Origin of the sequence: Aestuariibaculum lutulentum, assembly GCF_032926325.1 — a bacterium.
GTDB lineage: Bacteria > Bacteroidota > Bacteroidia > Flavobacteriales > Flavobacteriaceae > Aestuariibaculum > Aestuariibaculum lutulentum.
Genome location: NZ_CP136709.1, coordinates 2,758,623 through 2,782,760 on the forward strand (window position 1 = coordinate 2,758,623; position 24,138 = coordinate 2,782,760).

Sequence of the window (24,138 nt, forward strand, 5' to 3'; positions counted from 1 at the left end):
GGTTGGCAATGTTTAATTTTAACCCTTTAAAATAGAAATTAGTTTTGGAGAAGTATTTAAGTCAGTTAAACGAGGCGCAGTTGGCACCAACCATACAGAAAGATGGACCGATGATTGTGATTGCAGGTGCGGGTTCGGGAAAAACGCGTGTGTTAACCTATAGAATTGCCTACTTAATGAGTCAGGGTATAGACCCATTTAATATTCTATCGTTAACCTTTACCAATAAGGCCGCTCGTGAAATGAAGGAGCGTATCGCTGCTATTGTGGGACAAAGTGAAGCCAGAAATTTATGGATGGGAACGTTTCACTCTATTTTTGCAAAGATTTTACGTATTGAAGCTGATAAATTAGGCTACCCAACCAATTTTACGATTTATGATTCTCAGGATTCCGATAAGTTAATTGGTTCTATTATTCGTGAAATGGGGCTTGATAAAGATATTTACAAAGCTAAATCCATTCGTTCCAGAATATCTTCATACAAAAACAGTTTGATAACGGTACGTGCCTATTTTCAGAATTCTGAATTGCAGGAAGCCGATGCTATGGCGAGACGCCCACGTATGGGAGATATTTATAAAGCTTATGTAGATAGATGCTTTAAGGCAGGCGCCATGGATTTTGATGATTTATTATTGAAAACCAACGAGCTGTTAACGCGATTCCCAGAGGTGTTGATGAAATACCAGAATCGTTTCAGATATATATTGGTGGACGAGTATCAGGATACCAACCACTCGCAGTATTTAATTGTACGTGCATTGTCAGATAAGTTTCAGAATATTTGTGTGGTAGGGGATGATGCGCAGAGTATTTATGCCTTCCGTGGTGCAAACATCAATAACATTTTAAATTTCCAGAAAGATTACGATAATGTAAAATTGTTCCGATTAGAACAGAATTATCGATCAACAAAGAATATCGTAAACGCGGCCAATTCTATTATTGATAAAAACCAGACCAAGCTTGATAAGGTGGTTTGGACGGCTAACGATGAAGGTGGAAAGATTGTAGTCAATCGTTCATTAACAGATGGAGATGAGGGGCGTTATGTAGCCAGTACCATTTGGGAAACTAAGATGAACGAGCAGCTGGATAATAAAGATTTTGCGGTTTTATATAGAACCAATGCGCAGTCAAGAGCGATAGAGGATGCTTTGCGTAAACGTGATATTCCATATAAAATTTATGGCGGTTTATCGTTTTATCAGCGTAAAGAGATTAAAGATGTGATTTCGTATTTACGTTTGATTATCAATCCGGCTGATGAAGAAGCTTTAAAACGTGTGATTAATTTCCCGCCAAGAGGTATTGGCGCAACTACTGTAGACCGATTGGTAGTTGCCGCCAATGGTTATAACCGTTCTATTTTTGAGGTGATGAAGAATATCGATAAAACCGATATAAAAGTAAACTCAGGAACTAAAGGAAAGCTTCTGGATTTTGTAACGATGATTGAAAGCTATCAGGTTATGAATCAAAATGCCGACGTATTTGAATTGGCAGAGCATGTGACGCGTACCAGTGGATTAATTAAGGAATTTAAGAAAGATGCTACGCCTGAAGGAGTCACTCGTATGGAAAATATCGAGGAGTTACTTAATGGTATGAAAGATTTCGTTGAAGGACAAAAGGAAGTGGCTGATGCTACAGCGTCTTTAGCGGAATTTCTTGAAGATGTGGCGTTATCAAGTGATCTAGATTCTGATAAAGAAGATGTCGATCACGTAGCGTTAATGACGATTCACTTGGCGAAAGGATTAGAGTTTCCTCATGTATTTATCGTAGGTTTAGAGGAAGATTTATTCCCGAGTGCTATGAGTATGAATACACGTAGCGAACTGGAAGAGGAGCGTCGTTTGTTCTATGTGGCTTTAACACGAGCAGAAAAACAGGCGTATCTAACCTATGCGCTGTCTCGATACCGTTGGGGAAAATTGGTGGATTCAGACCCAAGTCGATTTATTTCAGAAATTGATGAGCAATATTTAGATATTACCACACCAATAGAGGAGCGTCGTATCAACCCAATGCTGGATGCTGATATTTTTGGAGATGTAAGTCCGAATACCAGACAACATGTGACGTCGAATAACAATATTCGTTTTAAACCGGCAAAACAAGTAAACTTAACAAAGGGTACGCCTCAAAAAGAACAACCTAAATTTCAGGCAAATGGGCCTAAGAAGTTAACCAAAGTAGATGCTTCAAGTTCAGCAGGGCAAGAGGCTAATTTATTTGATGGTAAATTGATGCCTGGAAATATTGTAAATCACATGCGTTTTGGTAAAGGTGAGGTATTAAAAATTGAAGGCGTAGGTGCCGATGTTAAAGCTGAAATTAAATTTCAGCAGGTTGGTGTTAAAAAGCTATTACTTCGTTTTGCAAAACTGGATGTGATTGGTTAAATCCACAATAAATGATGTAAATGAAATAGCCTGTGTAATTGCGCAGGCTATTTTTTTAGTCATTCTCTATAAGTAAATCAAATAATTGTCTGTTGTAAGGATCGCTTTCTAAAGACTTTAATTTTAAAGCATAGATCAATTCTTGTTCTTTCAGTCCTAATTTTTTACTGAGCTGTTCAGCGAGAAAGATGTTAAAATAATATTGTTCTTTATTAAAAGAATCTATGACAGCATTGTAAGCTTTGTTATAATCCTCAGTCTTGCTTTCTGGATCTAATAGTGTTTGAAAGGCGCTTAATTGGGTGTCAATGAAATTTATAGCATTTTTACCTTGCAGGTTTAGACGATTGTTAAATGATTTATTCTGAACATAAGTAAATCCCCCTAAAAGAGTATAGCCATTGGAAATATCGTCGACTCCAACAATAATATTTATTAATCGACCGTCTTTTGAGAAAATGAACCCTGTTGGATATGCAATGTTGTTAAAAGCCCAAAATAGATATTTGTTTCTATAGTCTGAAAAATTACATTCGTAAAATAGAAAATTATCAAAGTCAAACTCATTTAGACTTTTATTAAGATCTAATGCTCTAAAGGCGTTATCGGTTATAGATCTTTTTTGATTACCAAAAGATGTTATTACGAATAAATATTTTCCTTGTTGTTTAGCTTCAAATAAAGCGTCGTCCACAGTGCCTTCAATCATGTTGAGTCTTTTGAACTTATAGTTTTCAGAAAAAAAATCTTTGGCAAAATCTTTTAATTCCTGACTTAATGGAGGTCCATTATAAGGTTTTGAAGGAAAATTACTATTAATTGTATCTTGTGCAACGCCTGTTGAACCAATTAAACTAAAGGTAAGAATCAATAATGTATTAATTATATTTGAAATCATAATTATGAGCCTGAACATGAGTAGATTAAATTTAGTGATTAAGAAGTGAAAAAACAAATGATTTGTAGGATTTTTATTCTATTTGAAATCATTGGTTTACTGAATTAAAAATAATGTTTTACAATTCAAAAAATGTCGCTAAATTGTTACTTAAAGTGAATATACACTACCTATGGCAGAGTTTATAAAAATATACGAGGAAAACCCTAACCCAAAGGCAATTGAAAAAGTTGTTGAAGTTTTAAAACGTGGCGGATTAATAATTTACCCAACCGACACCGTTTATGGTTTGGGCTGTGATATAAGTAATATTAAGGCTTTAGAGAAGGTGGCTCGTATTAAACAAGTGAAACTTGAGAAGTCTAATTTCTCATTTATTTGTCACGATTTAAGTCATTTAAGCGATTATGTGAAGCAGATAGATACTTCCGTTTTTAAGGTCTTAAAAAGAGCGCTTCCTGGCCCTTATACTTTTATTTTACCGGGTTCTAAGAATTTGCCACATCCGTTTAAGAAAAAGAAAACAGTAGGTATTCGTGTACCCGATAATAAGATTGCTTTAGAGATTGTTAAGAAGTTAGGCCATCCTATTATTTCTACCTCTATTCGTGATGAAGATGAGGTAATAGAATACACTACCGACCCGGAACTTATTCTGGAAAAATGGGATAATCTGGTAGATATTGTAATCGATGGAGGTTATGGAGATAATAATCCGTCGACCGTTATAGATATGTCCGAAGACCCTGCGATTATAGTTAGAGAGGGTAAAGGAAGTTTAGAAGTATTGTAAACTAAAATTATACGCTTACATTTAAAAGTACTTTTTCCAAGCGATCAAAATTTTCTTCGTTTTTTGGACCAACAAAGGTTCTAAGTTTTTCACAATCAGACGCTGTTTCGAAAATCATTCTAAACGATATTTGAGTTTCAGAATCATTTAGTTCTATAAATTCAACTTCCATGTCAAATAATGGTTTTGAAGTTCTGCTCCAAGAAACTAATTGTTGCGGTTTGATAGTTTTAAATACCGAAGTGTTTTCGTAATTTACATTATTGGGTCCATGCATAGTAAGTAACCATTTGCCTCCTGGACGTAAATCGAATTCATGTATGGTGTTAGTGAAACCTTCAGGACCCCACCATTCTTTTAGGAGCGACGGATTTGAAAAGGCGTGGTAAGCTCGGTCTAATGTGGCTTGAAGAATGCGTTCGTTATAAATTTCTCGGTTGGTTTTAGTTGGCATATTATTGAAAATGTTGTGATTAGGTTTTCAATATAATAAAAAAATATGATGTTTTTTAATTGATTATACGGCGTGTTAGAAACAAAAAAAGCCCAACCATTTGGTTGGGCTTTTCAATGTTATTTTAGAAAGCTAATTAGTTTCCAGCTTCCATGTTTTTCATTTCTTTCTCGATCATGTCGTAGAACTGATCAATTTTAGGTAATACTAAAATACGAGTACGACGGTTTCTAGCTCTGTTTTCAGAAGTATTGTTTTCTACTAATGGCACGTAATCAGCACGTCCAGCAGCAACAAGTTGGCTTGGGTTAACACCTAAGTCTTCTAAAACTCTAACTACAGAAGTTGCACGTTTAACACTTAAATCCCAGTTATCAAGGATTACACCATTACTCTTGTAAGGTACATTATCAGTGTGCCCTTCAACCATACATTCGAAATCTGGTTTGCTGTTTACAACTTTAGCAACTTTAGCTAATACATCTTTAGCTTGAGAAGTTACGTTGTAGCTACCGCTTTTGAATAATAATTTGTCAGCAATAGAAATGTAAACTACACCTTTTTCAACATTTACTTCAATGTCTGGATCGTTAATTCCAACTTCACGTTTTAAGCTAGTAACTAAAGCTAAAGTTACGCTGTCTTTTTTAGTAAGAGCATCTTGTAAACGAGTGATTTTTAAATCTTTCTCTTTCATACTCTCAAGAGTCTTCTCTATGTTAGAAGCTCCTTTAGCAGATAATACCTGTAAGTTTTCGTTGTAATTTCTTAAATCTGATACTTGCTCTTCTAATGCTTTTGCTCTAGCAGATGCAGAAGCTCTTTCTTCTAAACAAGAGTTTAATTTTACGGTTGCAGAATTTAGTAAATCTTGAGACTCTTTGTATTTTGCTTCAAGATCAGTAAATTGTTTTTTTGATACACATGAACTTAGCACAAGCATCGCAGAAGCGCCAAATAATAGGACTTTTCTCATAATTATTTAAGGATTAATATTTTAAGTTATTACCACAAAAATATGTAAAAAACGGCCGATTTAACAACTTTAACCAAACTTTTATCAACTATTTTCCCAGATTCTTGAAGTATCTTTTTCTATTTACGAAATAATCCATAACAATGGATGTTCGCTCATAATATTTTGTTTTAATTTTTAATTGTTCTAATTTTTTTCGTTGTTTCAATACCTTGATTAGGTGGTAATAAAAACTGAAATGAGCTTTTATGACTGCCAAAGTATGGTTTGGTTTAATCTCACAAACAAATTTTATGCCAGCAATGCCATCTAATATCAATCTGATGAAAATTTTTGTAAAAATTGGTCTAGTGGCATTTTTTGTTAATGTAAAGAGGCTGTTTCTGAAGTTTAGATAGGTCTTTTTGGGACTTATAGTCTCCAGTGTAGCACCACCAACATGATAAACTGTAGATGTTCCAACGTACTTTATAGAGTAGCTACGATTTTTGGCTCGCCAGCACAAATCTATTTCTTCCATATGCGCAAAAAAAGAATCATCAAAGCCTTCTAAAGCGTTAAAAATATCTTGTCTAATAAATAGGCAGGCGCCAGATGCCCAGAATATTTCAATGGTGTCATTATATTGTCCTTCATCGGCTTCAATGGTGTTAAATATGCGTCCACGACAATAGGGATAACCATATTTATCTATAAAACCACCAGCTGCACCGGCATATTCAAACAGATTTTTGTTTTTGTAATCCAGAATTTTTGGTTGAATAATGCCTGTTTCAGGTTCTGTTTTAAAGGTATCTATAATAGGAGTAAGCCAGTTCTCGGTAACTTCAATATCGCTGTTAAGTAAACAGTAGATATCGGCATCGATATGTTTTAAAGCATCGTTATAACCTTTTGCATAGCCTCCATTTTCGGCGTTTCTTACAATTTTAATTTCAGGATAATTCTTGTTTACAAAAGCAATAGAATCATCAGTAGAAGCGTTATCGGCAACATAAATATCGGCCTCTTTTGACAAAGCTACAACGGAGGGCAAAAACTGTTCTAATAGCTTTGTTCCATTCCAGTTTAATATAACAATGGCTAGTTTCATAAATTGTAATCAGGTATATCTCTTAAAAAATCGTAACGTTCGTTTTTAAAGTCCATTTGGCAATAATAATGATTTAAACCGTTTGTCACCATTAAATATGTAGCATTAAGCGTCTGGTTATATTGAGCAATCTGGTCGAAGGTTTGTTGGTTTATGGTTATTGCCGGAGCTTTGCATTCTACTATAAGATGTATGCTGCCGTCGGGGTTAAAAACAACAATATCATACCGTTTTTTTAAGTCGTTAACAATGAGTTCTTTTTCTATATTTATTAACGATTTAGGGTAACCTTTAACTTCCATTAAATACATAAGACAATGTTGTCTTACCCATTCTTCAGGCTGTAAAACCACAAACTTTTTACGAATACAATCGAATATAGAAATTTTATTTTCGCTACTTTTGAATCGAAACGAAAACTTTGGAAAATTAAGGTCTTGCAATGCTGTTCTTTTATAATTTCAAAGTTAATGTACTATAATCAAATACCAAATTACCAAGCCTGTTTTTGGAGTTTTGTATTTATAATTTTCGATTTTTTCAAGTTTGGACGAAGTAAAGCAATTAGTAAGCGATATTAAGAATGGTAACCTGAAACCTATTTATTTTTTAATGGGAGAAGAGCCTTATTATATTGATAGAATTTCAGATTTTATTGAAGATAATGTGTTAGCCGAAGAGGAGCGGGGCTTCAATCAAATGGTGCTTTATGGTCGTGACATTACTATTGAAGACATTGTGAGTAACGCCAAGCGCTATCCTATGATGGCGGAGTATCAGGTGGTGATTGTTAAGGAAGCTCAGGATTTATCGCGAACTATCGAAAAACTGGCAGATTATGCTAAAAATCCGCAACCTTCCACGGTTTTGGTGATTAATTATAAATATAAAACCATTGATAAGCGCAAAACACTTTATAAAACGCTAAAAGCTTCGGGAGTAATTTACGAAAGTAAAAAGCTTTATGAAAATCAGGTTGCCGATTGGATTAGACGTGTGTTGGCTTCTCAAAAATATAGCATTGAACCTAAGGCAGCACAAATGCTTGTTGAGTTTTTAGGAACCGATTTGAGTAAGATTAATAACGAGCTGGAAAAATTAAAAATTATTTTACCTCAAGGAAGTCAGATAAGTCCAGAACATATTGAAGAGAACATTGGTATTAGTAAAGATTTTAATAATTTTGAGTTGCGAAAAGCTATTGGCGAACGTGATGTGGTTAAAGCCCATCGAATCGTGAAATATTTTGGAGATAACCCGAAAGATAATCCAATGGTGATGACGGTATCCTTATTGTTTAGTTTCTTTTCTCAGCTTTTGCATTATCATGGGTTAAGTGATAAATCTCCACGAAATGTAGCATCAGCATTAAAAGTCAATCCTTATTTTGTGAACGATTATGTTACCGCTGCCAGAAACTTCCCCATGCGTCAGGTTAGTATGGTGGTAGCAACCTTACGCGAATTTGATGTAAAAAGTAAAGGTGTAGGAGCTAATTCTGTTTCACAAGGCGATTTACTTAAAGAATTGTTGGTGAAAATATTTTCTTAAAGGTAAACAAGTATGGTTAGGGCAATCATAATAAATACGGTTAGAATGATTACTAACGGAGTTACAAACTTCAGCCATTTATCGTAACCAACTTTTACAATGGCTAAAGAAGCTAAAATTAACCCTGTTGGATTTATAAAAGCAAAAAGCCCCATACCATATTGGTAGGCATTCACTACCAAATCCCGACCAATACCTACACCATCAGCTAGCGGTGAAATAATTGGCATAGTTAGTACTGCCATTCCAGAAGACGAAGGAATAAAGAATGATAGTCCACCGAAAATATAAAGAAGCGCATTAACAAATAGTCCTTTGTTCATGCCATTTGTAGCTGTACTTGCATAGTATAGCATCGTGTCACTAATTTGACCGTCATCCATAAGAACGGTGATTCCTCTCGCAATACCTATAATTAAAGCAACACCTAATAAATCACTGGCACCTTTTACAAATGTATCAACTAAGGTGGACTCTTTTATTTTTCCAAGAATACCTATAACTATCGTACCTACAAGAAAGACGACTGTCATTTCTAAAAACCACCAGTTTAGATTAGAAACGCCATAAATCATAACTACAAAACACATTACGAAAACAAATAAAATAATACGAAGACGCGTAGTTAAAACCACTGTTGCATTAGTGGTGTTCCCAAACATTTTTTCAATGGATTCTTTTTGATTGAAAATAATGGATTTTGAAGGGTCTTTTTTTACACGTTGGGCATATCGAATAATGTATAGAATGCAAATAAGAGTTCCTATTAAGAGAATAACAAAACGAGCAGTTAGTCCGGTAGTCCAGTTTATTCCAGCAGCATCTGATGCAATAATTACGCTAAACGGATTAACAGTTGAACACATTGTTCCGATGGACGATCCTATATAAATGCTTGCCAAAGCAACCATGGCATCGTACTTAGCAGCTAGAAAAATAGGAATCAGGATGGGGTAGAAGGCAATGGTTTCTTCGGCTAGTCCAAAAGTGGTTCCTCCAATGGCAATGAGTGTTGTGACTAAAATAATTAATAGGTACTCTCTGCCTTTTAGAGCATGAGCCAACCAGTTGATTCCGGCATCAAAAGCTCCGGTGAAATTCATAATACCTATTAATCCACCAATAAAAAGAACTAAAAAGATAATATCTGAAGCTTCAATGATACCTTTAATTGGTGATTGGATGAAGGCTGTAATACCTTGAGGTGATGCTTCAACCTCTTTATAAGTATCAGGAATACCAATAGGTTTCCAAATATCGCCATGAGTAAATTTTTCTAAAGGGATTTTTACCTGCAATTCATCAAGCGTTTTTTGATTAGCTGGTAAACTAGAAGTTTCTCCTAAACTGGTTTTAGTAAAGGTGTTTTCGGCTTTATTGTAGGTTAATGTGTCAAATTTCCCAGAAGGAACTAACCAAGTTAATCCGGCAACTAAAGCCGCTATTATTAATAAAATGGTTTGTGCGGTTGGGAATTTGAGTTTTTTCATTGACTGGTAGGTAAATTATAGCAGTTAAATAGTATGAATTTATTGGGATTAAAGATAGTATTATTTTATTTGCATTATAAAATCAAATGATGAAACCACAATTGCTTAATAGTTGGATGCCCTATTTACAAGATGAATTTGAAAAAACTTATTTTCAAGCCTTGAATGAGTTTGTTGAAAAAGAGTATTATGAGGCAGAATGCTTTCCTCCGAAAGATCAAATTTTTAATGCGTTTAACCATTGTGCTTTTGAAAATGTAAAAGTGGTTATAATTGGTCAGGATCCTTATCATGACCAGGGACAAGCCAATGGTTTGTGTTTTTCTGTTAATGACGGCATTAAACATCCGCCTTCTTTAGTCAATATTTTTAAGGAAATAGAAACCGATTTGGAAGTCGCTTATCCAGAAAGTGGAAATCTGGAGCGTTGGGCAGATCAGGGTGTTTTGTTGTTAAATGCAACTTTAACGGTTAGAGCGCATCAGGCGGGAAGTCATCAAAAGAAAGGCTGGGAAACCTTTACAGATGTTGTTATAAAAACCATAAGTGATTATAAAGATAATGTAGTGTTTTTACTTTGGGGAGGTTATGCTAAAAAGAAGGTGAAGTTAATCGATTCAAAAAAACATCATGTTTTAATAAGTGGACACCCTTCGCCTTTAAGTGCAAACAGAGGGTATTGGTTTGGTAATAAACATTTCAGTAAGACCAATGAAATTTTACGAGAGTTAGGTAAAGAAGTTATCACCTGGTAATATTTTTGAATAAAATTTTAAGAAGCTATTTAGGAAATAAAAAAGTGTGACTTTCATGATAGTTCATAAAAGTTACACTTTTTGTTTTTTTAACCATAATAAAGTTACTTACAAAACTCGTCTGAGTTTAGCTACCTGTCGGAGCTAATACCTGATCTTGAGCTAAAGAAATTTCAGATCGAATAATAACAGGCATTTTGTTCGCTTTAGTAGGTTTTGGGGTTTTGTTGCAACTAAATTTTAAAAGTAAAAAATTTACAAGTACAAGGGTAGTAATACAAAGAGTAATAGTCACTAACATAGGCACGTGGTTTGGATTAACGACAAGATAAGTAAAATATATTCAAAGGGTATTACTTAATCGTTAAGTGTTAAACTATAGCAAATTTACTCATAAAAGGACTACAAACCAATACGCAGTTGTACTTATTTTGATTTTCAGAATTTACTGTTAATATTTTTGTTATTTTTTGTTTTTATTAAGGGATTTTTAATTTTTTCTTACTCATATTGTTAACTTGTAAAAAAAAATGTTTTTAAATGTTTTTTATTCTTACATAAAAATGTAAGTAATAATATTGTTATTTTGACGAATTATATTGCTATTTGTAAAGTTTATGGTCTTTTTTGTTTGAAAAACAACAGTTTAAAAATTTTATGGAGAATCGAATAAAAGCAATTTATAAAACCAAAGGTTATTTTTAAAAGTGAAATAAGTGTATTTATGAAATATAATTTATTTTTGACTAAAATATAAAATGATGGAGCAAATAGATTGGAAAGTTGCTAAAGAATACGAGGATATAACCTATAAAAAATGTAATGGAGTTGCGAGAATAGCGTTTAACAGACCTAATGTTCGTAATGCCTTCAGACCTAAAACAACAAGCGAATTATATGATGCCTTTTATGACGCTAATGAAGATGTAAATATCGGAGTTGTATTATTATCGGCCGAAGGGCCATCTACTAAAGATGGAATTTGGAGCTTTTGTTCAGGAGGAGACCAAAAGGCAAGAGGACATCAAGGTTATGTAGGTGAAGACGGGTATCACCGTTTGAATATTTTAGAAGTTCAACGATTAATCCGTTTTATGCCTAAAGCTGTAATTGCAGTAGTTCCAGGTTGGGCCGTAGGTGGAGGTCACAGTTTACATGTGGTTTGCGACTTAACTTTAGCCAGTAAAGAACATGCTATTTTTAAGCAAACTGATGCTGATGTAACTAGTTTTGACGGTGGCTATGGTTCTGCTTATTTGGCAAAAATGGTCGGGCAGAAAAAAGCGCGTGAAATTTTCTTTTTAGGACGTAATTATTCAGCTCAGGAAGGTTTTGAAATGGGAATGGTTAATGCCGTAATTCCTCATGATGAATTGGAAGCAACCGCATACGAATGGGCTCAGGAAATATTGGCCAAATCACCAACATCTATTAAAATGTTGAAGTTCGCAATGAACTTAACCGATGATGGTATGGTTGGTCAGCAGGTGTTTGCCGGAGAAGCGACGCGTTTAGCATATATGACCGATGAAGCTATTGAAGGACGAAATGCTTTCTTGGAAAAACGTAAGCCTAATTTTGCTAAAAAATGGATTCCATAATATGAAGAATTTTTCTGTTTGGATTTCAGCCATGCGTTTACGAACGCTGCCTTTATCAATTTCTGGAATTATTTTAGCCTCTTGTTTAGCAGCCTACAATGGATATTTTAACTGGCTCATTTTTACCTTGGCCATCTTAACAACGCTTAGTTTTCAAATTCTTTCAAACTTAGCTAACGATTATGGCGATGGAGTAAAAGGAACCGATAATGAAGATCGAGTAGGGCCAGATCGTGCGATACAATCTGGTGATATTTCTCCAGAGGAAATGTTTAATGCTATAAAGCTGAATGTGCTTATTTCAATTGGCTTGGCATTCTTCCTGATTTTTGTGTCATTTGGGGTAAATCATTTTTTATTAACCTTATTATTCTTTGTGTTAGGAATAGCGAGTGTTATTGCGGCTATTAAATATACCGTAGGAAATAATGCCTATGGATATAAGGGTTTAGGTGATGTTTATGTGTTTATCTTTTTCGGATTAATTAGTGTTATTGGTTGTTACGTACTATACGCTAAAACTATTGATCATGTGGTATTTTTACCGGCAATTACTGTTGGTATGCTGAGTGCTGCGGTATTGAATCTGAACAACATGCGAGATATAGAATCTGATGTGAAATCGAATAAAATTACATTAGCTGTTAAAATAGGAATTGCAAATGCAAAAAAGTATCAGTTATTCCTTGTTGGAGGAGCTATTGTGTTATCAGCTTTATTCGGGATTTTATATTATACGTCTATATTTAATTTGATATTTTTTATTGCTTACATCCCATTAATCCTCCATATAAAAACAGTGGTAACCAATAAAGATTCCAAATTATTAGACCCGGAATTAAAGAAGGTGGCTTTAACAACAGTGTTATTAGCTGTTCTAATGGGGATAGGACATTTGTTATAGATTTTTCGTATTTTTCTTTATTCAATTTTAAGATTATAAAAGATGAAAATTACATTTTACGGTCACGCCAGTTTAGGAATAGAAGTTAACGATGTGAACATTCTTGTCGATCCATTTATTTCGGCTAACGAGAAAGCTTCTCATATCAATATCGAAGAGTTAAAGGCCGATTATATTTTGGTAACCCATGCACATCAGGATCACATTTTAGATGTTGAAGCCATTGCAAAACGTACAAATGCTGTTATTATTTCCAATGCTGAAATTGCAACCTATTACCAAAATAAAGGATTTGAGGCACACCCAATGAATCATGGTGGGCACTGGGATTTTGAATTTGGTACTGTGAAATATGTTGTTGCTTTACATTCATCGTCATTTCCTGATGGGACTTATGGCGGCCAACCGGGAGGTTTCGTTATCGAAGGTGAACATAAAAATATTTACATCGCAGGCGATACGGCATTGACTTACGATATGCAGTTAATACCGCTACGTACCAAGTTAGATTTAGCTATTCTTCCAATTGGAGATAATTTTACCATGGGAGTAGATGATGCTATTACAGCAAGTGATTTTGTAGAGTGCGATAAGGTTTTAGGCTATCATTTCGACACTTTTGGTTATATTGAAATCGATCACGAAGAGGCAAAACGTAAGTTTTTTGATAACGACAAAGATTTAATGTTATTAGAAATTGGTGAAAGTATAGAGTTATAGATGATAAACGCTTCGTACAAAAAATATATTTTAAATTTTAAACAAGCCTCTGGGACATCCAGAGGCATATTGAAAACCAAGGAGACTTGGTTTCTTATTTTAGACCAAAACGGAAAAACCGGAATAGGGGAATGTGGTGTGTTCAGAGGGTTGTCGGCAGACGATAAACCCGATTACGAAGACAAACTAAAATGGACTTGCCAAAATATTCATTTAGGTTTAGATGATTTACTTCATGAATTAATAGAATACCCAAGCATTCAATTTGGTTTAGAAATGGCTTTAAAATCTTTGGAAAGCCAAGATGGTTTTGAATTATTTTCTTCAAAATTCACTCAAGATCAGGACTCAATTGCCATTAACGGATTAATCTGGATGGGATCTGAAGTTTTTATGAAGCAGCAGATAGAGGATAAACTTAAAGCTGGTTTTTCTTGTATTAAAATGAAAATTGGCGCTATCGATTTTCAGTCGGAAGTCGATTTGTTAAAGTCTATTCGAAAGGACTTTTCAGCAAAAGATATTGAATTACGAGTAGATGCTAATGGCGCTTTTTCACCTTCAGAAGCTTTAGAAAAACTAAAAATCTTATCGGACTTAGAACTGCATTCTATCGAGCAACCTATTAAACAGGGTCAGATTGAAGACATGACAAGACTTTGTGAGCAAACGCCATTACCCATCGCTTTAGATGAAGAATTAATAGGTGTTTTTCATGTAACGGATAAAGAGAAATTACTACAAACTATAAAGCCGCAGTACATTATTTTAAAACCAAGTTTAGTTGGTGGTTTTAAAGGCAGCGATGAGTGGATTTCAATAGCTGAAAACCAAAATATAGGCTGGTGGATAACGAGTGCATTGGAAAGCAATATTGGGCTTAACGCCATTGCGCAATACACTTACCAGAAGCAAAGTCCGTTACCTCAGGGTCTAGGAACAGGCGGACTTTTTATTAATAATTTCGATTCGCCTTTACAAGTGATTAATGGTGCGTTAAAATATAATAATTCACTAAATTGGAGTTTTAACATATAAAGGATGTATATAGAACAAGCATTTAAAGCCTTACACGATTGGTGGCGTTACATTATAGGTGTATTTATCATTGTATTTGGAGTTTTCATCGGGCAGATACCGTTTACAGCAGCCGTATTGTTGAAGGCTTTTAAAGATGGTGAAAATCCATCTGGATTAGATCAGTCCGCAATGATGAGTTATCTGGAACCAAATCTGAATTTATTCCTGATGTTACTATCATTTGCAGTTGGTTTAGCAGCATTATTATTAGTTACAAAATATTTACATAAACAGTCTTTTACGGAATTAACAACATCAAGAAAGCAAATTGATTGGAAACGTTTTTGGTTCATCTTTTTATTCTGGGGAATCATTTCAAGCGGATTGGTTGTAGCAGATTATTACATGACGCCAGAGCATTATGAACTCAATTTTCAGCTTAAACCGTTTATTATTCTTTGTGTAATAGCGATCATTTTTGTGCCTTTGCAAACCAGTTTTGAGGAGTATTTGTTTCGAGGGTACTTAATGCAGGGTATTGGTGTTATAGTGAAGAATAAATGGATGCCTTTAATAATAACATCCTGTGTTTTCGGATTGCTGCACATAGCTAATCCGGAGGTTGAAAAATTAGGGCCTATGATAATGATCTATTACATTGGTACGGGATTGTTTCTAGGAATTATGACGCTTATGGATGAAGGTATGGAATTGTCGCTTGGCTTTCATGCAGCTAATAATTTATTTACAGCTTTATTGGTAACGGCCGACTGGACTGCATTCCAAACGCATTCCATATTAAAAGATATGTCCGATCCTTCAGAAACGGCATTGAGCGAAATATTTGTTCCAGTATTTGTAGTCTTTCCAATCATTTTATTTATCCTATCTAAAATTTATAAATGGACGGATTGGAAAGAAAAACTATTCGGAAAAGTTGAAGAACCAGTATTATTAACATCAGAAATAGATAACATCGGAAATGACACCAACTTATAAAAATGTACATCTGAAATTTAAGTTTAATGGGTTTCACTATACACGTGAATATCTGTTGGAACTCGCTTACGATTTTGTTAAGGAAGGCAAATCTTATGAAAGAGAAATTGGTGATTTTTTGTTTCAATGGTTAGATGATAGCGAAACGATAAGGGTTAAAACATCGGGTTCAACGGGAACACCAAAGGTTGTTGAATTATCGAAACAGGCTATGGTGAATTCTGCTTTAGCTACGGGTGATTTTTTTAAGTTAAATCCAGGTGATGCCGCTTTAATGTGCCTGCCGGCAACTTATATTGCAGGTAAAATGATGCTGGTTAGATCTATAATTCTAGGTTTGGAACTGGATGTTGTGGAGCCTTCTTCTGCTTTAAAATTTGACAGGAATAAGGTCTACGATTTTTGTGCTATGGTTCCTATGCAGTTGGAAAAGGTACTTGATAAAGTTGATAATATTAAAACCCTAATCGTGGGTGGAGCACCGACTTCCAATAACTTAAAAGCCAGTATTCAGGAATTAAAAACGCATGTTTTTGAAACTTATGGTATGACAGAAACGGTGACGCATATCGCTTTAAAACCAATTAATCATACTTCAGTTGCAAAGCCTAATTTTAAAGTGTTGCCTGGAGTTGCTATTTCTCAGGATCATCGTGATTGTCTGGTGATTGAAGCTCCGAAGTTATGTCAGGAAAAAATTATTACTAACGATATCGTTAAAATTCATTCGAAATCAGAATTTGAATGGTTAGGGCGTTTCGATAATGTGATTAATTCAGGTGGCGTTAAACTTTTTCCGGAGCAAATAGAAGCTAAACTTCAGAATAAAATAAAGGATAGATTTTTTATAGCCTCCGAGCCTAACGAAGTTTTAGGCGAACAACTTATTTTGGTCGTAGAAAGTGAAACAAATGATTTGAATTCTGAAGTGTTTTCAGAATTGGATAAATTCGAGACACCCAAAGCTGTATATGCTTTAAAGGAATTTGTAGAAACTTCTTCAGGAAAAATTCAGCGAAAAAAGACATTGCAGTCAATAAAAAAATAAGTTTCCTGTAACGGAAAGTCGCTTTTTAAGACCAATAAGCAACCTTTTATAAATAATTGAAAAAATAATTATATGAACTTTATTAAACGCGTGTTATCGACCGTTACAGGAATCTTTGTGTTTTTAGGTATTTGTCTTGGATTACTTATTGTTTTCGGACTAATTTTTGGGTCTTCATCAGAGGAAATTGTAAAAGTAAAGCCGAATTCAGTACTCGATTTAAAACTCGATTTTCCTATTAAAGATTATGCTGGTAAAACAGAATTTGAGCATTACGAATTTTTAAACAAGGATGATAAAAACGGGTTATTCAATATTATCGACGCTATTCATTATGCAGCTATCGACGATAATATTAAAGGGATTTCCATCGACAATAATTTTATTAATGCGGGAATTTCTCAAACCAAAGCCATTCGTGATGCTTTAATAAAGTTTAAAGAATCTGGCAAGTTCATTACAGCTTACGCCGATATTTATTCACAAAAAGATTATTACCTGAGTTCTGTTGCCGATACGATTTTTATGAATCCTGCCGGAATGATGGAATTTAAAGGCTTGTCTTCAGAGCAGTTGTATTTTAAAGATTTTCAGGAAAAAACGGGATTGAAAATGGAAGTCGTGCGCTTTGGAAAATATAAAAGTGCCGTAGAACCTTTTCTTGAAAATGAAATGAGTGAAGCCAACAGGGAACAAGTTGAAGTATTTTTAAACTCTATCTGGACTGAAATTAAGTCGGAGATTTCAGAGAGCAGAGGGGTTTCTACAGAACAATTAAATATTATTGCAGATAGTTTGTTGGCTCGTAATGCGTCTTTAGCGCAAAAGGCGAAGCTTATCGATAAAATTGCCTATCATGATGAATATCTTGCAGGTTTAAAAACGGCTGCAGGTACCCAAGATTCAAAAAAACTGGAGATGGTTTCCATTTTTGATTATGCAGAACATACAGCTTCTAATATGTTAACCAATTACAGTAAAGATAAGATTGCTGTTATCTATGCCGAAGGTGAAATTATTTACGGTGAAGGTGACGAAGGCTCGGTTGGGCAAGGCGTCATGACAAAATCATTGGTTGAAGCCAGAAATAATGATAAAATTAAAGCCATGGTTTTACGTATTAATTCACCAGGAGGAAGTGCCTTGGCAAGTGAGTTAATCTGGCGTGAAATAGAATTGACAAAGAAACTAAAACCTGTTATTGTATCAATGGGTAACGTTGCGGCTTCAGGAGGGTATTATATTGCCTGTAATGCCGATAAAATCATTGCTGAACCAACAACGATTACTGGTAGTATTGGGGTATTCGGTATGTTGCCAAACGGAAACGCTTTAGCAAGTAAAATAGGGATTAACGCCGAGCAAGTGTCTACCAATAAAAATTCGGTGACTTATAGTTTCTTTGAACCGCTAAATGATGCGCAACACGATTTTATCAAGGAAGAGATTATAAGTATTTATGAGCTGTTTACAGGTCGTGTGGCAGAAGGTCGAGGCATGGATAAAGATGCTGTAAAGGAAATAGCTCAGGGACGTGTCTGGACAGGAACAGATGCTTTAAAAATCGGTTTGGTAGATGAATTAGGAGGATTAGATTTAGCACTTAAATATGCAGCTGAAGCGGCAGGCATTTCAGAGTATAATATTAAAGAGTTTCCTATTTATAAGAAAGATTTAGATAAAATCTTAAGACAATTTGGGTTAGCAGAAGCTAAAGAAGATATTATGAAAGATGAGCTTGGTGAAGAAGCTTATGACTTATTAAAACAAGTTAAAACCATGACACAACGTAAAGGTATTCAGTTGTTATTACCTTATAGTTTGGATATTAAATAATTCCTTAAATATTTATAAAAAAGAGCGACTTAACGGTCGCTCTTTTTTTATTGTTGCATTTTAAAATAATAATCTAAAGAATGTTTTCCAGAACCGTAGAAAAGGAAAAACATACACACTACAAACGTAACAAGAGCCAACATTAAATTTCCGGAATTCATTTCACCGACAAAATTAATGAGTATGGCGCCTATTAAAATTGGTAACTGTCCAATAATTGCCCATCGCGTTAATAACCCAAAAGCTATAAGCATACCGCCAATAAAGTGAGCAGGAGCTACGTAATGCACAGCAATCATACCGCCGGCCATGTTCTGCATAGGTTTAAATAATTCGGTAAGCATCATGCTATCAGACATAAAACTAATGCCTTTAATAAACAGAAAGACACCCAGAGCAACACGTAATAAATCCAGAGGCAAATAAGTATGCGCATTGGCCCACTTATTAAGTGTTTTTATTGTATCCATAATTGAAATTTATTGATTTTCAACTAATAAGATACGAAAAATAAAGCATAAAAGCCAATTAAACTTGTATCACTCCCAGGTTAAATGGTTTCTCGATAGGGGCGTGGTTTGCAGCTTCAATACCCATACTAATCCATGTTCTGGTATCTAACGGATTAATAATGGCATCAGTCCAAATACGAGCTGCAGCATAATACGGTGATACCTGAGCATCGTATCGCGATTTAATTTCGTTGTAAAGGGCTTCCTCTTTTTCAGGGGTAATGGTTTCACCTCTCTTTTTAAGCGAAGCGGTTTCTATTTGAAGTAATACTTTGGCTGCCGAATTACCACTCATCACCGCAAGTTCAGCACTCGGCCAGGCTACGATTAGTCTTGGGTCGTAAGCCTTGCCACACATGGCATAATTTCCAGCTCCGTAACTATTTCCCATAATTACCGTGAACTTTGGAACCACTGAATTGCTAACGGCATTTACCATTTTAGCACCATCTTTTATAATACCGCCGTGTTCACTTTTGCTACCTACCATAAATCCGGTAACGTCTTGTAAAAACACTAAAGGAATTTTCTTTTGGTTGCAATTCGCAATAAATCGGGTGGCTTTATCGGCGCTGTCATTATAAATAACACCGCCAAACTGCATTTCACCTTGTTTGGTTTTTACCAGTTTACGCTGGTTGGCTACAATACCAACAGCCCAGCCATCAATACGAGCGTAACAGGTAATGATTGATTTTCCGTAACCGGCTTTATATTCGTCAAACTCTGAGTTATCAACCAAACGTTTTATAATTTCATAAGTATCGTATTGATCTGCTCTTGATTTTGGTAGCAGGCCAAAAATATCATCCTGGTTTTCTTGTGGTTTCTTCGGTTCTGCTCTGTTAAAACCAGCCTTATCGTAATCACCAATTTTATCGATAATATTTTTTATGGTATCTAAAGCGTCTTTGTCATCTTTCGCTTTATAGTCTGTTACTCCAGAAATTTCACAATGTGTTGTGGCCCCCCCTAAAGTTTCATTGTCAATGCTTTCGCCAATGGCTGCTTTTACTAAATAGCTTCCAGCTAAAAAGATACTTCCGGTTTTATCAACAATAAGAGCTTCATCACTCATAATCGGTAAATAAGCACCACCAGCTACACAGCTACCCATAACGGCAGCAATTTGTGTAATGCCCATGCTACTCATAATGGCGTTATTTCTAAATATACGTCCGAAGTGTTCTTTATCTGGAAAAATTTCATCTTGCAATGGTAAATACACGCCAGCACTATCTACCAAATAAATAATAGGTAATCGGTTTTCAATAGCGATTTCCTGAGCCCTTAAATTCTTTTTAGCAGTTATAGGAAACCAGGCTCCGGCTTTCACCGTGGCATCATTAGCAACAACAATACATTGTTTACCTTTTATATAGCCAATTTTAACAACCACTCCTGCAGACGGACAACCACCGTGCTCTTCATACATATCTTCTCCGGCAAAGGCTCCGATTTCAATGGATTTAGCTTTAGCATCCAGTAAATAATCAATACGCTCACGTGCCGTCATTTTACCTTTTTCATGAAGTTTTTCAATGCTTTTCTTTCCGCCGCCTACATGTACTTTGGCCAAACGTTTGTTAAGTTCTGATACTAAAAGTTTATTGTGATCTTCGTTCTTATTGAAGTTTAAATCCATTGATGTGTATTTTGTGGCTAAAATACAAAAGTTTCAAATTATATAAATCTTAATGTTAAGATTGTATTAAAATATATTCCTTAGAATTATATTCCTTGGAAACTAAATTTATTTGTTGTATCTTTGACTAAGATTTAAGATATAAAATATAGTTATGAAAAAAATAATAGCATTTGCAGGTACTAATAGTAAACAATCCATTAATAAAGAATTAGTAACCTATGCTGCAAGTTTAGTTGAAGGTGCTGATGTTACCATTTTAGACTTGAATGATTTTGAATTACCACTTTATGGTGTAGATTACGAACAAGAACACGGTATTCCTGATAACGCATATAAATTTATTGAATACATTAAAAATTCAGATGGTATTTTGTTATCGTTAGCCGAACATAACGGGGCATATACAACGGTATTTAAAAATTTATTTGACTGGATGTCAAGAATTGAGAGCAAAACATTTTTTGATAAACCCATGTTGTTAATGGCAACCTCCCCAGGAGGTCGAGGAGGTGCATCTGTTTTAGACGTAGCTAAAAGTAGATTTCCATATCATGATGCTGATATTGTTGAGGTATTTTCTTTGCCGTTTTTCGGAAATAATTTTGCTGAAGGAAAAATCACTAATGAAGATTATAGTGCACAGTTAAAAAATGCAGTAGAGCAGTTTCAAAATAAATTGGTAGAGGCGACTGTATAACAACGAATAAATCTGTAATAATTATGGGAGATTTAGCAAAAGAAATTAACTCGAAATTTATCAATAACAAGCAAAAAGCATTGGTAAATATCATGTACACGGGTAATTGGATTTCAAGTTGTCAGAACGAGTTCTTCAAATCATATGGTATTTCACCTCAACAGTATAATATTTTAAGAATTTTAAGAGGTGCTGGCGAACCGTTAAATGTTCAGGTGATAAAAGACCGCATGATTGAACGCGCACCAAATGCCACCCGATTAATGGATAAATTATGCGCTAAGGAATTTATAGAACGATTGCCTTGCGCTCACGACAGACGTGTAGTGAAAATAGCAATAACCGAAAAGGGATTGAAACTTTTGGCTTCGGTTCCGGATGATTTCAATAAAGATTTAATTAAAAATCTTACTGAAGAAGAAGCAGAACAATTAAGTTTTCTGCTTGATAAAATGAGATAAAAAGAAAGGAAAACAAAATATGAAAACAATAGTTCATAGATCAGATAGCAGGGGGTATGCCAACCACGGATGGTTGCAGGCAAACCACTCCTTTAGTTTTGCGGGTTTTTATAACCCGGAAAAAGTACATTTTGGAGCCTTACGTGTGTTAAATGATGATATGATTGCACCAAGTATGGGTTTTGGAACACATCCTCACGATAATATGGAAATCATTACCATTCCATTAAAAGGCGTGTTGAAACACAGAGATTCTATGCATAATGAGTGGCAGGCGGTTTTACCGGGAGAAGTTCAGGTAATGTCAGCAGGAACAGGCGTTCAGCATTCTGAAATAAACGGTTCAGCTGAAGAACATTTAGGCTTATTTCAAATCTGGGTCTTTCCAGATAAACAAAATGTAGCGCCACGATACGATCAAAAATCATTTGATGCAACAGAAAGAAAGAACAAATTGCAAACTTTAGTGACTTCCATTGATGAGAATCATGAAGGTAGTTTGAAAATTCATCAGGATGCGGTATTATCTCGAATAGATTTAGATAAAGGCCAAACCTTTAACTATAAATTAAAAAGTGATAAGCACGGTGTTTACGTGATGAATATCTACGGAGAATTTCTTGTTGATGGTAAAACATTAGAAACCAGAGATGCCATAGGTGTTTCGGAAACTTTAGATTTTAATATTGAAGCCAAAGAAGAATCCAGTATTTTATTTATTGAAGTGCCTATGGAATTCTAAAGGTGTTGATTAATAGCAAAAAATCCCAACCATTTTGGTTGGGATTTTTTTTTATTTATGACTATTAAGATTATGAATAGCAAGCCTCCAAAGCTTTCTTACGTTTGGTTTGTTTTTGACGTATGGTCATAATAACCAAAGCAATAATGATGCCTGTTCCAGCCATGGTTGCACCTACCCAATCGGCTGCGGTATATCCAAAGCCCATAGCAATAGGTAATCCTGCAAAATAGGCTCCTGATGCATTACCAATATTGAAAGCACTTTGGTTAAGTGACGATCCTAAAGTTTCAGAACCCTTAGAAGCTTTAATTATTGCGACTTGAATTGGTGTTGAAATACAAAAGGTTATGGTTCCTATTAAGAAGGTCATCACTAAAACAAGAATTTTATCTGTTGCTAAAAAAGTATTTGCAATTAATGCTACCACCATAAGCAGTAATGTGATGATAATGGCTTGCATTGGTCCAAATTTCTCCGACATTTTAGCGCCTAAAAAATTACCAATAACCATACCTAATCCGGCAAGAATCATTGCTAAAGAGACCATTTCGTCAGGATGTCCTGCTACTTCTGTAATTAATGGGGCAATATAGCTATACCAGGCAAAGAATCCTCCGGTACCAATGGTGGTTAAAAGGATAATTAGCCAAAGTTCGACGCGTTTAAATATTTTAAATTCACTGATAAAGCTATTTTCTGAAGATTGTTTTAATGCCGGCATCCAAAGTTTCACACCTGTAACTGCCAATATACCAACAACACCAACCATAAGGAATGAGATATTCCAACTAAAGTGTTTTCCTAAATAGGTCCCAAGTGGTACGCCTAAAAGGTTGGCAATAGTTAAACCGCTAAACATGATAGCAATTCCCTGAGCTTCTTTTCCTGGTTTTGATAATTTTCCTGCAACGACGGCTCCAATACCGAAGAATGCACCATGAGGCAACCCCGATAAAAATCTTAAAACCAAGAAGGACGTATAACCCGTAGCAAATGCTGAAAGCGTATTAAATACCGTAAACCAAAGCATTAAACCTAAAAGCACTTTGTGCGCTGGCCATTTACTGCCTAACCCAGTTAAAAGGGGAGCTCCAACAACCACGCCTAAAGCATAAGCCGATATAAAATGACCTGCCTGCGGAATACTAATAGAAAAGGCATTAGCAACATCTGGTAAAATACCCATGATAACGAATTCTGTAAGTCCGATTCCAAATCCACCAATAGCTAAAGACAGTAAGGATTTATTCATAAATGAAAAGTTTATTATTTATTTCTAGTGAAAACTAAAGCGCAAAAGTAGTGGTAATTGCCGGTGTTAACGCATTGTAAATGGTAAAAAAAATGTTAATTGAGAAGTCTTGAATTCAAAGCAGATTATGTTTTAATAAACGAATTATTTTCCTAGGAAAATTAATGTATTCTTAAAAAATAGTTTCCTAGGTAACAAAATGAAAATTAAAGAAGTTATTCAATTGAAAATGAAAATAGAAACAGAAGTAGAAGAGGAATTAGAATTAACATAG

The 24,138-nt window shown here is 34.9% G+C and carries 23 protein-coding genes; 14 read left to right on the top strand and 9 right to left on the bottom strand.

The genetic code is table 11. From position 1 onward, the window contains the following. Positions 1-44 precede the first annotated feature (44 nt). The gene (locus R1X58_RS11755; protein WP_240572934.1) at positions 45-2,411 is read left to right on the top strand and encodes an ATP-dependent helicase; all 2,367 of its coding nucleotides are present in this window, start codon (positions 45-47) and stop codon (positions 2,409-2,411) included. 55 nt (positions 2,412-2,466) lie between these two features. Here the strand turns inward: R1X58_RS11755 and R1X58_RS11760 are convergent, their stop codons facing one another. Next, complete coding sequence (locus tag R1X58_RS11760; protein ID WP_240572935.1) at positions 2,467-3,309, bottom strand: hypothetical protein; 843 nt, start codon at positions 3,307-3,309, stop codon at positions 2,467-2,469. A gap of 172 nt (positions 3,310-3,481) precedes the next feature. On the opposite strand from R1X58_RS11760, the gene R1X58_RS11765 reads away from it, so the two are divergent. Continuing rightward, positions 3,482-4,102 (top strand): L-threonylcarbamoyladenylate synthase, encoded by a 621-nt coding sequence (locus R1X58_RS11765; protein WP_240572936.1) that lies wholly within the window; start codon positions 3,482-3,484, stop codon positions 4,100-4,102. Positions 4,103-4,109: 7 nt separating this feature from the next. On the opposite strand, the gene R1X58_RS11770 is transcribed toward R1X58_RS11765, so the two are convergent. From R1X58_RS11770 to R1X58_RS11785, 4 genes are all read right to left on the bottom strand, one after another. Continuing rightward, positions 4,110-4,556 (bottom strand): SRPBCC domain-containing protein, encoded by a 447-nt coding sequence (locus tag R1X58_RS11770; RefSeq protein ID WP_240572937.1) that lies wholly within the window; start codon positions 4,554-4,556, stop codon positions 4,110-4,112. A 136-nt stretch (positions 4,557-4,692) separates the two neighbouring features. Continuing rightward, positions 4,693-5,532, bottom strand: a complete 840-nt coding sequence (locus tag R1X58_RS11775; RefSeq protein WP_240572938.1) for an OmpA/MotB family protein — start codon at positions 5,530-5,532, stop codon at positions 4,693-4,695. A gap of 88 nt (positions 5,533-5,620) precedes the next feature. Next, complete coding sequence (locus R1X58_RS11780; protein ID WP_240572939.1) at positions 5,621-6,625, bottom strand: glycosyltransferase family 2 protein; 1,005 nt, start codon at positions 6,623-6,625, stop codon at positions 5,621-5,623. Next, complete coding sequence (locus R1X58_RS11785) at positions 6,622-7,068, bottom strand: type I restriction enzyme HsdR N-terminal domain-containing protein (RefSeq protein ID WP_240572940.1); 447 nt, start codon at positions 7,066-7,068, stop codon at positions 6,622-6,624. Before R1X58_RS11785 ends, R1X58_RS11780 begins: the two co-directional genes overlap by 4 nt. 103 nt (positions 7,069-7,171) lie before the next feature. Here R1X58_RS11785 and holA point away from each other — a divergent pair, with 103 nt between their 5' ends. Next, positions 7,172-8,176: a DNA polymerase III subunit delta gene (holA, locus tag R1X58_RS11790; RefSeq protein WP_240572941.1), complete on the top strand. Its 1,005-nt coding sequence runs from the start codon at positions 7,172-7,174 to the stop codon at positions 8,174-8,176. Here the strand turns inward: holA and R1X58_RS11795 are convergent. Next, positions 8,173-9,666 carry a YfcC family protein gene (locus R1X58_RS11795; protein WP_240572942.1) on the bottom strand — a complete coding sequence of 498 codons (1,494 nt, stop codon included), beginning with the start codon at positions 9,664-9,666 and terminating at the stop codon, positions 8,173-8,175. The two genes, holA and R1X58_RS11795, sit on opposite strands and share 4 nt — an antisense overlap. 89 nt (positions 9,667-9,755) lie before the next feature. Here R1X58_RS11795 and R1X58_RS11800 point away from each other — a divergent pair, with 89 nt between their 5' ends. The 8 genes from R1X58_RS11800 (at position 9,756) to sppA (ending at position 18,549) form a co-directional block, all read left to right on the top strand. After that, entirely contained in the window at positions 9,756-10,421 is a 666-nt protein-coding gene (locus R1X58_RS11800; RefSeq protein WP_240573078.1) for a uracil-DNA glycosylase, read from the top strand. Between the two features lie 761 nt (positions 10,422-11,182). Continuing rightward, entirely contained in the window at positions 11,183-12,022 is an 840-nt protein-coding gene (locus R1X58_RS11805; RefSeq protein WP_240573080.1) for a 1,4-dihydroxy-2-naphthoyl-CoA synthase, read from the top strand. Position 12,023: 1 nt separating this feature from the next. Further along, positions 12,024-12,926, top strand: a complete 903-nt coding sequence (menA, locus tag R1X58_RS11810) for a 1,4-dihydroxy-2-naphthoate octaprenyltransferase (protein ID WP_240572943.1) — start codon at positions 12,024-12,026, stop codon at positions 12,924-12,926. Positions 12,927-12,968: 42 nt separating this feature from the next. Continuing rightward, complete coding sequence (locus R1X58_RS11815; RefSeq protein WP_240572944.1) at positions 12,969-13,646, top strand: metal-dependent hydrolase; 678 nt, start codon at positions 12,969-12,971, stop codon at positions 13,644-13,646. Then, the gene (locus R1X58_RS11820; protein ID WP_240572945.1) at positions 13,647-14,684 is read left to right on the top strand and encodes an o-succinylbenzoate synthase; all 1,038 of its coding nucleotides are present in this window, start codon (positions 13,647-13,649) and stop codon (positions 14,682-14,684) included. A gap of 3 nt (positions 14,685-14,687) precedes the next feature. Continuing rightward, entirely contained in the window at positions 14,688-15,665 is a 978-nt protein-coding gene (locus R1X58_RS11825) for a CPBP family intramembrane glutamic endopeptidase (protein ID WP_240572946.1), read from the top strand. Beyond that, a complete protein-coding gene (locus R1X58_RS11830; RefSeq protein ID WP_240572947.1) occupies positions 15,649-16,713 on the top strand; it encodes an AMP-binding protein in 1,065 nt (354 codons plus the stop codon). Before R1X58_RS11825 ends, R1X58_RS11830 begins: the two co-directional genes overlap by 17 nt. Before the next feature lie 72 nt (positions 16,714-16,785). Continuing rightward, the gene (sppA, locus tag R1X58_RS11835) at positions 16,786-18,549 is read left to right on the top strand and encodes a signal peptide peptidase SppA (protein ID WP_240572948.1); all 1,764 of its coding nucleotides are present in this window, start codon (positions 16,786-16,788) and stop codon (positions 18,547-18,549) included. Between the two features lie 47 nt (positions 18,550-18,596). On the opposite strand, the gene R1X58_RS11840 is transcribed toward sppA, so the two are convergent. Together R1X58_RS11840 and R1X58_RS11845 are read right to left on the bottom strand one after the other, a co-directional pair. Continuing rightward, positions 18,597-19,019 carry a DoxX family protein gene (locus R1X58_RS11840; RefSeq protein ID WP_240572949.1) on the bottom strand — a complete coding sequence of 141 codons (423 nt, stop codon included), beginning with the start codon at positions 19,017-19,019 and terminating at the stop codon, positions 18,597-18,599. Positions 19,020-19,077: 58 nt separating this feature from the next. After that, positions 19,078-20,706 carry an acyl-CoA carboxylase subunit beta gene (locus R1X58_RS11845; protein ID WP_240572950.1) on the bottom strand — a complete coding sequence of 543 codons (1,629 nt, stop codon included), beginning with the start codon at positions 20,704-20,706 and terminating at the stop codon, positions 19,078-19,080. A gap of 154 nt (positions 20,707-20,860) precedes the next feature. On the opposite strand from R1X58_RS11845, the gene R1X58_RS11850 reads away from it, so the two are divergent. From R1X58_RS11850 to R1X58_RS11860, 3 genes are read left to right on the top strand one after another with little or no spacing between them, the layout of a single operon-like run. Next, a complete protein-coding gene (locus tag R1X58_RS11850) occupies positions 20,861-21,406 on the top strand; it encodes an NADPH-dependent FMN reductase (RefSeq protein ID WP_240572951.1) in 546 nt (181 codons plus the stop codon). Positions 21,407-21,429: 23 nt separating this feature from the next. Next, on the top strand, positions 21,430-21,867 hold the full coding sequence (locus tag R1X58_RS11855; protein WP_240572952.1) for a MarR family winged helix-turn-helix transcriptional regulator: 438 nt from the start codon (positions 21,430-21,432) through the stop codon (positions 21,865-21,867). Between the two features lie 19 nt (positions 21,868-21,886). Continuing rightward, the gene (locus tag R1X58_RS11860) at positions 21,887-22,609 is read left to right on the top strand and encodes a pirin family protein (protein WP_240572953.1); all 723 of its coding nucleotides are present in this window, start codon (positions 21,887-21,889) and stop codon (positions 22,607-22,609) included. Positions 22,610-22,679: 70 nt separating this feature from the next. On the opposite strand, the gene R1X58_RS11865 is transcribed toward R1X58_RS11860, so the two are convergent. Beyond that, the gene (locus tag R1X58_RS11865) at positions 22,680-23,864 is read right to left on the bottom strand and encodes an MFS transporter (protein WP_240572954.1); all 1,185 of its coding nucleotides are present in this window, start codon (positions 23,862-23,864) and stop codon (positions 22,680-22,682) included. Between the last annotated feature and the right edge of the window lie 274 nt (positions 23,865-24,138).